This window comes from Limosilactobacillus rudii (assembly GCF_014145455.1).
Taxonomy (GTDB): Bacteria; Bacillota; Bacilli; order Lactobacillales; family Lactobacillaceae; genus Limosilactobacillus; species Limosilactobacillus rudii.
Genome location: NZ_JACIVB010000024.1, coordinates 1 through 9,904 on the forward strand (window position 1 = coordinate 1; position 9,904 = coordinate 9,904).

Consider the following 9,904-nt stretch of genomic DNA (forward strand, 5'->3'; position numbering starts at 1 on the left):
TATCATATGTTGATTTAACTTGTCAAGAAGAAATTTTAAATAATTCAGAATTTCTTTTGATCGATAACTCAATCAGCAACTTTATTAATATATCATGTCATCATCTTCATGTCAACAATTTTTTATAAAAAGTAAATTTAATTAGTTATTAGGATATCAAAGATTCTCACAAACAAATGATAACAGCAACATTTGTTTATTTCTCAGATACACTTTCTTAATTAACTCTAATTAAAATTGGTCTAGTTGGCTACTGACAACAGGAATTTTATTATACCTAATCATTTCCCTCATTACAATAACTTTTTCATAAATTATATTCGCCGTTTGTAAAAATTAAGTTAGAAAAATAAAAAAGCCATTTGTGATAGACTTTTGAATAACCACAAACAAAAGTAAAAGGAACATCACAAATGACTTATAAACATCTTACCACACGTGAACTAACCCTCATAGCCGATTTTTGGCATCAGGGTACAAAAGCTTACCAAGCTGCTAAATTACTCAAGCGGAGCCAAGAAACTATTTACCGAATCTATTGGTTTCTTTATAGCGGTACAGTATCTTGAGGCTTACCAACGTAACAAGCATCGCTGTGGTCGCAAGCAGGCGCGGCTAGCTAAAGATAAGATCAGTTACATCAAAAGCTGGTTGGACGCCTGATACGATTATTGGTCGGGCAGAACGATCGATTAGTTGTAGTATGCGGATGCTTTATCGGATGTTTGCCCATAGACAGTACAATTTTTCACTGTCCAACAATTACCGATGAAAGGCAAGCGACACCCCAATGGCTATGTCGAATACCGTGGTAAGGCTAGGCATCTCGGTCGGAGTATTTACCAGCAATACCATGATTTCCCTCATTACCAACACGAATTCGGTCACTTTGAAGCTGATACCGTTTAAGGAAAAGCTCATCGTGGCGCGGTCATGACGCTGGTAGAACGTCAATCTAAGGTGATGATTGTGCTTAATGTTCACCGGAAGACCGATGAAGCAGTCAACTATCGCTTAGATAAGTGGCTCTCTAAAATGCCTCATCATTTTGTTAAGTCAATTACCTTTGATAATGGTATGGAGTTTGCCGGCTGGCGTGAGGTTGCCAATAAGCATGATCTTCACACTTATTTTACGGAAGTTGTTGCTCCTAATCATTGTGGCTTAAACGAAAACAACAATGGTATCTTACGCCGTGATGGTCTCAGTAAACGATTAGACTTCCGCAACTTGCAAGATGAACTAATCACCCAGCTGATGCACAAACGAAATATCATTCCATGGAAGTCACTGCACTACCGTACACCACTTAAGGTATTTTTAAGTCACGTCACAGATGAACAACTTTCAACTTTTTTCTAATTTAAATTGACATTTCGGGATTTATTAATTTTGTAATACAAACTAACCTTTAATATAATAATTTACTGCATCCTGAAAATCATTAGGTAACGGTGCAGACACCGTTATGTTTTTTCTTTGAAAGGGACTATAAAAACTTAACCAATAGCAATGCAAGGCTTGCCTGCTAATAATATCTGAGCTTTCGCCATACATTCTATCGCCTATTAATGGAAAACCTATTTCTGCAAAATGAACACGTATCTGATGCGTGCGTCCCGTATGGAGCCTAATCTTTACTAAACTAGCACGACTATTGCTAGCTTCACTCCAATATTCCGTAACCGAGGCCTTACCACCTTTCCCTACTATTCTCTTAACAAAAGAAGTAGGGTCCCTTTTAATTGGCGCATCAATATATCCATGTTGAGCTGGGACATTCCCATGTACAAGTGCTAGATAATTCTTTTTAACCAAGTGTTTTTTTAATTGGGTATCAAGAACTGCATGGGCAAAACGATGCTTAGGAAAAATAACCAAACCACTAGTATCTCGGTCTAAACGAGTTGCAACATGTGTTACTTGATTTTCGTAATTTTGCTTTTTATAGTATCCTCGAACACGATTTACTAAACTATCTGCAACCTCTACATTATGAGCTGGGACAGTTGCTACACCAGCCGGTTTGTTCATAATTAAAAAGTCCTGATCTTCATATACAATATCAATCGGTGCATTACTGATATCTACATTATCATTAGCGACTTCAGGGGGAAGAACAAGGGTTATCTTATCTAAATAATGCACCTGATCAACGGCCCACTTATCTTCCCCATTAATTTTCATCTTTCCACCGTGGTAAATAGCCACCTTTAGTAGCGATGATGAAACGCCATACATTTTTAAGGCAGCACGTAGTTTACGTGACGTTTGGTGATCATATATCCAGGTAAATTCCATTAATGTACGCCACCAATAAACGAATCCTTTACACGATTCCAAAAATTATTATGACGGTATTGGGCAAAGTAAATCCGTTGCTTCGAGACACTATAACATAATTCAGTCAGGTAACGTTCCTTTTCACTCTTCAACATCCATTGATCACGATCACAAGTCAACACATGTCCATTTTCATCCCGTAATCGTAAAATTAATTTTGTATTAGCACCAAAAATAATTGGGGAACCTAACGTTCGAAATACTCGATTATTCAGTGACGCCATTTCTGCTAACTGGAAACCAATACTATTTGGATCCATAATTGCTCCTCCAACAGATTTATTATATGCGGTTGAACCTGTAGGCGTTGATATACATAATCCATCCCCACGGAAATTCTCAAATAAATGATTATTAATGAATACATCACATACCATTGTTCGAGTAACATTTCTAATCGTTGACTCATTAAGTGCCACATAATTTTCTACTTTACCATCAGAATACGTTGAGGTCATATCAAGTAATGGGTATGATACGGCTTGGCCACTATCTTTCAACAAACTATCAACTAAATCATCAATCTCAAAGCTACGCCAATCGGTATAGAATCCAAGGTGTCCAGTATGAATACCAACGAAGCGGATATTATTTAACTCTTTTTGGTAGTGATGAAAAGCCGATAGCAACGTTCCATCACCACCAATCGTGACAACAACATCTGGATCTTTTTCAACATAAGTTAACCCAGCTCTTTTCATTTCAGACATTAATAATTTTGTTACTCGTTGTGATTCTGCTGTTTCATTATTATAAATTCCAATTCTCATGTTCTACCTCTTCAATTCATCTTCACTTTCAATACTACTTGTTGATTTTCGATTAGAAAATAGCGTTTGCGCTTCCTTTATTTCTTCCCTAATTTCCGACATTTCATTATCTAGTTTAAAGGCGGCCTCTGCAGCACGCTGTAGACGAGCAGCTAATTCTTTAGGAAACTCGCCCTGATATTTATAATTCAATGAATGCTCAACAGTTGCCCAAAAATTCATTGCAAGAGTTCGAACTTGAATTTCTGCTAATATTCGCTTCTCCCCAGTAATTAACTGAACTGGATACTCTATAACAATATGGTACGAACGGTATCCACTTGGCTTTACGTTTGTCACATAGTCCCGTTCTTCTAAAATAGTCATATCACTACGTTGCCGTAATAAATCAACAACCTTATAGATATCTTCTACGAATTGACACATTATCCGTAACCCAGCAATATCCTGCATATCTTGCTCTAAGCGATCTTCTTGTACATGTCGCCTAATCATCTTTTCTTTTATACTATCAACTGGCTTTACTCTTCCAGTCACAAATTCAATTGGTGAATGCTGAGTTTGATCTTGAAACTGCTTACGCATTCCCCTTAATTTGACTTTTAATTCATTTACGGCTTGTTGATATGGCAAAAGAAAATGCTGCCAATCTTCAATCATAATTCAGCCTCCTGTTAAATCTCCGTATATTTTAGCACATTTCAGAAAATAACTCTGCTTTTTGTCTCAAAACTAATTTCTTTACAAATTAACAAATATTTGCAAAAATAATTATGTTCACAGGACTAGAATTTTGAGTATATAAATGATCGGAGGGGTGATTATGCTCGAACTTCATCTTTTTGTGAATCCATTAGGGATGCATTGCTTACGGTGTGAAAAAGATGTTTTAAAAATCGATCACGATTTAAATACAAAGATAAGTTATCAATTTGTACCACTATTCAATATGAAAACGATCGATAACACTATTGACATTTACCACCTTAACCCGCACGATCTTACCATTAGGCAGCGAGTATCAAAGACACTTAATCAAGTTATACTAGACTACAAAGCTGCGCTATTTCAAGGACGTAAACGTGGACGTCATTACCTATTACTTTTACAATCGGCATTGATCAAGCAGGGATTAAATTACAGTGATGGGTTAGCTAATAAAATTGCTAGTGACTCAGATCTAGATCTTGAGATGTTTCAAGAAGATCGGCAAAGTCAACTGGCAAAACAAGCATTTCGGCAAGATCAAAAAATTGCTAGTGATCTTGGTGTTACTGAAACTGCTACTGCTGTTGTATTTAACACCAATGATTCTGACTACGGCCTAATGATTCCAAATTTTAATTATGATACTTTAATTAATGCTTTCAAAAGCGGCGAATTGGATTCGAAAGTATCACTAAATGATTTAGCAAACAGCTATCAAGCTCCTAAATTAACAATACTCCAAAATAATAATTAAAAAGTAAGGGCTAGAACCAATTTTGGTTTTAGCTCTTTGCTTTTTAAAATTGCAATTTTTCATTTGTAAATGCTAATTTTACCAAATCTCCTAATAACTTTTTACTTTCATTCATCGCAATTTCGGCCATCTGGTCATTAACCGTTGTCAGATAAGCACTAATATCTTGACGACCCTCACTTTTCACATCAGCTTGGTGCTGTAAAGATAATGTTTTAGACATTACTTGTAACTCAAAATTCTCTTCAAGGCTTTGCGCTTGACGGTAGTTATGATCTCCAATAGCTGTAATAGTATGAGTTAACCAGTACATATCATCAATCGAATAGTCAGTACTGGTGTTCCGATAGGCATCTGGCGTATCATCAACATTAGCATAAAATGGAACGACAGCATTAAATGTATTAGGACCAAATGCCAACCAATGAACCCCAGCAATATTTGTTGGAAGATTGCCACGGATCTGTAAGATATGTAATTCTAAATTACGGTTTAACGCAATTGAACGAAACGGTGCTTCACCTTGTTTCAAACTATAAGGATCATAATTCGTGCCTTGATAATGCGAGCTCATTAATTTCTTTACCATTGGAACACTAATCTTCTTTTTTGAATAACAGATAAATGGTAAATCATTACTTTGCGGATTTATATTTGGCGTTCCTAATTGTTGTTGGACATACCATGCTCGTGGATTGTTGTAAACCGTATCTGTTATTGTCTCACTTCCGCATATATGGCGAAGATTGTATCCAGATTGGTCAGCATTTAAATCATTGTTGTCAATCCATTCTTTTAATCCGAAAGAACTTATTGTATTAGGTGAGTCAAAATCAAAATTTGTAATATTAAAGCGATTAGGAGCAATGACATAAGCATCGTCAGGGATTCTAATTGCTGCCCAATGATGACCCCCAATTGTTTCCATATACCAAACTTCATTTTTATCACTAAAAGCAATAGCATTAGCCTCATAAGTTCCATATTTTGATAATAATTCGCCTAAACGCTTAACCCCTTCTTTAGCACTTTTTATATATGGCAAAACAAGAGTGACAAAGTCTTCCTCACCAATTCCCGATTCATTATTAAAGGGATCATAAGATAATACTAAAGCATTTGTAGTAATTGTTTCAGTAGCAGTCATTGCAACATTCGCACTATTAATTCCACCAGCACCAAAAACCCCTTCTTTATCAGATGCGTCAGGTGTTGATGTATATTTCAATTTAGGAATCGGTAGTTTTAGTTTAAAGTTCGTATTTTTACTACGGTATTCCCGCGGCTGTCCTTCCGGTTTAATAAGAACAAATCTTTGTGGATCAAAACTATTTCCATAATCTTCCTCACGGCAAATAATCGTTGAGCCGTCTATTGTCGCCTTTTTTCCTGCTAAAAAGGTTGTACAAGTATGCTGCATATTAAGCACTCCTTTTCCTGTGCTGTATTTTTAACTTTGCTTGCGGATGATTAACCCAATGTGGTCGTTGACACAAAATAAAATGATTATTACTACAAAAAATTATTTCAGTGTGAATTAATTCGCTAGTATATTGGTGAATTACCCATGTTTTTAAAATATCACCGCTAATACATCCTGATTGTAGCCATTTATGATGCCCAACACTCATTAACAAACTCTTCCACTCGTCAATACGCCAAGAATAAAATATTGGGAAATCCATCAATTTTAATATTACACCAATCCGCCAAAGAATAATGGGTTGACTCATCGCTGGCCAACTCGCTACCAAATCATGACAAACCAGCGGGCACTGTGCGAGTATTCGGCCAGTTAATTTAAAAGTGGTAATGGCAAGCTCCCTTAATTCATTACTTGAATGGCAATGCTGCTGTTCTATTAACATCTTAATTTGTTTATTCATAATGAGTTCCTGATCAAATTTTAAACTACTATACGAACAACGCCAATAATCATATTTAATAATTAAATGATCTTTTTTAGTGTCCCAAAATAATAACGCGGGCCTCCCATTCAGAATTTGGGTAAATTGTACAATCTTTTTATTCCCTAATCGACTAAAATATGGCGCACCCAATATCCACCATACGGTTATTCCAACACGCTTATATCCCTTGTTTCGTTCAATCATTCTTTCTAAGCTTAGCGGACTGCATTGAAATTCAATTGCTATTTTTTGTTTTTCATTATTTAAAAGAATATCGGGACGCTGGTTAATCTGTGGTAAGTAAACTTCTAATTGTGGATGCCAGTTTTTTATTTTCATCCATTGATAAATTTGTTTTTTACCTCGTAAATGCTCTAAAGTCTCACCTTCACTAAATCCGCACAGTGTATGTTTCTTGTGAGCAAAATGAGGAACTCGATGTTTCCCGTGACGCAAAAGAACAGTTTGTCGACACCCGGGGCAATAATATTTGTCATTAGTCCGATTAGCATCACTCGCAATAATCAGCCGTTCATTACTCATTGCAACTAACATTTTATCCCCCCCTATAATTATATATACGTATTTTATTTAAATTTGCACTAAAAAAAGCTGCATTGAGAAATTTCTCAATTACAGCTTAATCAAAGTAATGACGTATTAAATGAAGTGCTGATACTGACATTATCTTTTTGCCATGTTCACTTAAAAAATCAACCGTAGTTGCCGTTGGGTTTCCATATTCATATGCAATTGCAAGTTGATCTTTAACTGTAGTACCACTAAAATTAGTATCACTATAAGCCAGCGCTAGATAATATCTATTATCATACTTATATAGATACGATGATACATCATTGTCCTCGGCAATTTTTGCAAAATCGATTAAATCTTCAAATGAACTAAAAACAACAACTTGCCATTTTGTTCGTTGTACCTTTACATCAGAACTTTCATTATCAATAGTTGTATTTCGTTGTTCTTGATTCTTTGTACGCTTTTGAATTAAATGTTGTTTAATAAACTGTGATACTTGATCATTACCTGGCCCATGCTGTTCATTTCCAGCTAAGTTTGAATCATTTTTACTAATAAACAATTCTAACCCGTTATTAGTCGGCATAACCTGAAAAGTAACTGCATCGTTATTCTGAAATTGATGATCTGTATCTACTTCTTTTAAAATGCTATAAAAAAAGTCTTCAATCTGCTGATGATCACCTAATAAATCTAAAATAGTGATCCCACGAGCAGACAAATCGTCATTATCAACTAAAACACGAATTGTATTTTCATTAATGCGTTCCATTTCCATTGAGCAGCACCTCCTCTTTACCGAAACTAGATGTTACTTCTATTGTAAGGATTTTCGGTTAAATGTAAAGTTACAAGGTTAAAAGAAAAATAAAAAAGGAAAGCTCATCACTTTCCATATTCTTAGAGTTAAATCATATTTGCCTTTTCCTGTGCTTCTACAAGCTCAAGTTCACGAACCTTACGTGGCAAGAACCGTCGAATTTCATCTTCATTATAACCAACTTGAAGTCGCTTATCATCAATAATAATGGGACGACGTAATAAGCCCGGATTTTTACTAATTAATTTAAAAAGATCCTTCATCGATAAGTTATTAAGGTCAACATTCAAGTTTTGATATGCCTTCGATCGCTTAGAAATTATATCTTCTGTTCCATCTTCAGTCATCCGTAAAATATTTTTGATTTCATTTAAAGATAGTGGTTCAGAAAAAATATTTCGTTCAGTGTAGGCAATATCGTGTTCTTTTAACCATGCACGAGCTTTACGACAAGACGTGCAACTCGGAGACGTGTATAATGTAACCATTTGTTAGTGGCCTCCCTTTTCAGTTTAATTAGAACATTCATTAATACATTTATTATTATACTACCTATTTAATTAAAATTAAAGTCATATAAGTAAAGTTATTGACTTTTTGTAAGCTAAATTGCATTAAATTTAGTAATAAACACAATCAAGTAATTATCAATTTAAAGCGTCCTTACTCCCATAATTACAATTCAAATGTAACAGCATCAATTAAAATACTATCGACATCTGCAATTTAGATTCCCTGACCGCTTTTTTATAAGAAGATGCAATGAACCAGGAAGTATGCAAATATTCTCGCTTCTAAAATTTAATAATTGCCATAAAGTGTATTATAATATTAAATGATTACTAACTTCTGAGGAGGAATTAATATGTTAACAAAAATTAGCTTAACATTTGGTTCACGACAAATTTTACAATCCATTATTGATAAGTATCCCGAACGACATTTCAAACTAATGCAAACCACTACACATACTAGGAAGCTAGCTCTCTTCGATCTTTCCGGTAAAGATACCATTTTTAAATCGCCAGTAGAGCTATCAGTCCTTGATGAAACACTTGATGCAAATTTAAACGGCCTTTTTTATTACCAATCATTTCAAGTAAATGGTGATCGTCAAAAGCTACTTTATAATTCTCTTCAAAAAGTTATCGAAGATCCTTCAGATATGAATGGTGGTTATTTGCTTTCTGTAGATAACAAAGTTGAAGCGACAACACTAGTCTTATTAACATCCTGGAAAGACTTTGAAAGTCTAACCAACTGGCAAAATAGTGAGTCATTTAAATCGTTAAAGAACTTTACTAGTATGGGATCAGATAATAGTTACTATGACGAAATTTACAAATCAGTTTTCTAAATCGCTAGTTTGTAACTATATATTAATATCTGTTATTAAACATAAGGTAAACCATGTTTAATAACAGATATTTTTATTTAAAGCCCCATTTAAATAGCAACTAAAGATACATATACGTTTAGACACTAACAGTCACTGGAGCTGGTTAAACTTTGAAATTAAATAATTTTTCTAACCTAGCTTAACAATAATATACCGATTGTAGTAGATTTAACTGTTTACACTAACTTAAAAGCTCATAATAGATCGACATACCTTTTAATTAAGTATGTTTTTTACAAAGTTTTAATCCCAGATAACACTACTTAATAGAAACTAAAAACAATGTTCTAAGTGAACTATTTTACTTCTATCGTCTAACACAACTAATTTTAATTACTTAATTAACGTAAGCGGTTAATAACAACACATATTGACTGCTTACAGTGAAAATCTCCTAAACTAAGTTACTTATGGTTTAGAAGGCCTGAATCTACCATTATTGGGTACTTACCTTACGCTACATTAATACACTAAACAGTAATATTTAACAATTATTATTAAATATATAAAAAAGCCTAAGAACTTAGCGTCCTTAAGCTAAATACAACGGTCCGTACGAGACTCGAACTCGTGATCTCATCCGTGACAGGGATGCGTCCTAAACCAACTAGACCAACGGACCAAAATTGCGGGGGCTGGATTTGAACCAACGACCTCCGGGTT

9 protein-coding genes, 1 tRNA gene and 1 pseudogene are annotated in these 9,904 nt (G+C 34.7%); 3 read left to right on the plus strand and 8 right to left on the minus strand.

The window, feature by feature from the left end; all coding sequences use genetic code 11:
* The first annotated feature begins 413 nt into the window (after positions 1 to 413).
* Positions 414 to 1,362: pseudogene (locus H5S39_RS01225) on the plus strand (IS30 family transposase).
* Between the two features lie 42 nt (positions 1,363 to 1,404).
* Here H5S39_RS01225 and H5S39_RS01230 read toward each other — a convergent pair.
* Genes H5S39_RS01230 through yjbM form a run of 3 tightly spaced genes read right to left on the minus strand, consistent with a single transcriptional unit; the run spans position 1,405 to position 3,773 of the window.
* Positions 1,405 to 2,301, minus strand: a complete 897-nt coding sequence (locus H5S39_RS01230; RefSeq protein WP_182595264.1) for an RluA family pseudouridine synthase — start codon at positions 2,299 to 2,301, stop codon at positions 1,405 to 1,407.
* Complete coding sequence (locus H5S39_RS01235) at positions 2,301 to 3,113, minus strand: NAD kinase (protein WP_182595265.1); 813 nt, start codon at positions 3,111 to 3,113, stop codon at positions 2,301 to 2,303. The genes H5S39_RS01230 and H5S39_RS01235 overlap by 1 nt, the downstream gene beginning before the upstream one ends.
* Positions 3,114 to 3,116: 3 nt before the next feature.
* A complete protein-coding gene (gene yjbM, locus H5S39_RS01240; RefSeq protein ID WP_182595266.1) occupies positions 3,117 to 3,773 on the minus strand; it encodes a GTP diphosphokinase in 657 nt (218 codons plus the stop codon).
* Positions 3,774 to 3,936: 163 nt separating this feature from the next.
* On the opposite strand from yjbM, the gene H5S39_RS01245 reads away from it, so the two are divergent.
* A complete protein-coding gene (locus tag H5S39_RS01245) occupies positions 3,937 to 4,575 on the plus strand; it encodes a DsbA family protein (RefSeq protein WP_182595267.1) in 639 nt (212 codons plus the stop codon).
* Between the two features lie 43 nt (positions 4,576 to 4,618).
* Here H5S39_RS01245 and H5S39_RS01250 read toward each other — a convergent pair whose 3' ends face one another.
* The 4 genes from H5S39_RS01250 to spxA form a co-directional block, all read right to left on the minus strand.
* Positions 4,619 to 5,995: a C69 family dipeptidase gene (locus tag H5S39_RS01250; protein ID WP_182595268.1), complete on the minus strand. Its 1,377-nt coding sequence runs from the start codon at positions 5,993 to 5,995 to the stop codon at positions 4,619 to 4,621.
* Position 5,996: 1 nt separating this feature from the next.
* Positions 5,997 to 7,040 carry a competence protein CoiA gene (locus H5S39_RS01255; protein WP_182595269.1) on the minus strand — a complete coding sequence of 348 codons (1,044 nt, stop codon included), beginning with the start codon at positions 7,038 to 7,040 and terminating at the stop codon, positions 5,997 to 5,999.
* A gap of 85 nt (positions 7,041 to 7,125) precedes the next feature.
* Positions 7,126 to 7,800 (minus strand): adaptor protein MecA, encoded by a 675-nt coding sequence (locus H5S39_RS01260; RefSeq protein WP_182595270.1) that lies wholly within the window; start codon positions 7,798 to 7,800, stop codon positions 7,126 to 7,128.
* Positions 7,801 to 7,928: 128 nt separating this feature from the next.
* The gene (gene spxA, locus H5S39_RS01265; protein ID WP_182595271.1) at positions 7,929 to 8,330 is read right to left on the minus strand and encodes a transcriptional regulator SpxA; all 402 of its coding nucleotides are present in this window, start codon (positions 8,328 to 8,330) and stop codon (positions 7,929 to 7,931) included.
* A gap of 377 nt (positions 8,331 to 8,707) precedes the next feature.
* Here spxA and H5S39_RS01270 point away from each other — a divergent pair, with 377 nt between their 5' ends.
* Positions 8,708 to 9,199 carry an antibiotic biosynthesis monooxygenase family protein gene (locus tag H5S39_RS01270; protein ID WP_182595272.1) on the plus strand — a complete coding sequence of 164 codons (492 nt, stop codon included), beginning with the start codon at positions 8,708 to 8,710 and terminating at the stop codon, positions 9,197 to 9,199.
* Between the two features lie 589 nt (positions 9,200 to 9,788).
* Here H5S39_RS01270 and H5S39_RS01275 read toward each other — a convergent pair.
* A tRNA-Asp gene (locus H5S39_RS01275) sits at positions 9,789 to 9,863 on the minus strand.
* Between the last annotated feature and the right edge of the window lie 41 nt (positions 9,864 to 9,904).

Bases quoted from the DNA above. Each gene is read 5' to 3' on its own strand.
- H5S39_RS01260 (WP_182595270.1), bottom strand. From the start codon at position 7,800: ATGGAAATGGAACGCATTAATGAAAATACAATTCGTGTTTTAGTTGAT.
- H5S39_RS01250 (WP_182595268.1), bottom strand. From the start codon at position 5,995: ATGCAGCATACTTGTACAACCTTTTTAGCAGGAAAAAAGGCGACAATA.
- H5S39_RS01270 (WP_182595272.1), top strand. From the start codon at position 8,708: ATGTTAACAAAAATTAGCTTAACATTTGGTTCACGACAAATTTTACAA.
- H5S39_RS01255 (WP_182595269.1), bottom strand. From the start codon at position 7,040: ATGTTAGTTGCAATGAGTAATGAACGGCTGATTATTGCGAGTGATGCT.
- spxA (WP_182595271.1), bottom strand. From the start codon at position 8,330: ATGGTTACATTATACACGTCTCCGAGTTGCACGTCTTGTCGTAAAGCT.
- H5S39_RS01235 (WP_182595265.1), bottom strand. From the start codon at position 3,113: ATGAGAATTGGAATTTATAATAATGAAACAGCAGAATCACAACGAGTA.
- yjbM (WP_182595266.1), bottom strand. From the start codon at position 3,773: ATGATTGAAGATTGGCAGCATTTTCTTTTGCCATATCAACAAGCCGTA.
- H5S39_RS01230 (WP_182595264.1), bottom strand. From the start codon at position 2,301: ATGGAATTTACCTGGATATATGATCACCAAACGTCACGTAAACTACGT.
- H5S39_RS01245 (WP_182595267.1), top strand. From the start codon at position 3,937: ATGCTCGAACTTCATCTTTTTGTGAATCCATTAGGGATGCATTGCTTA.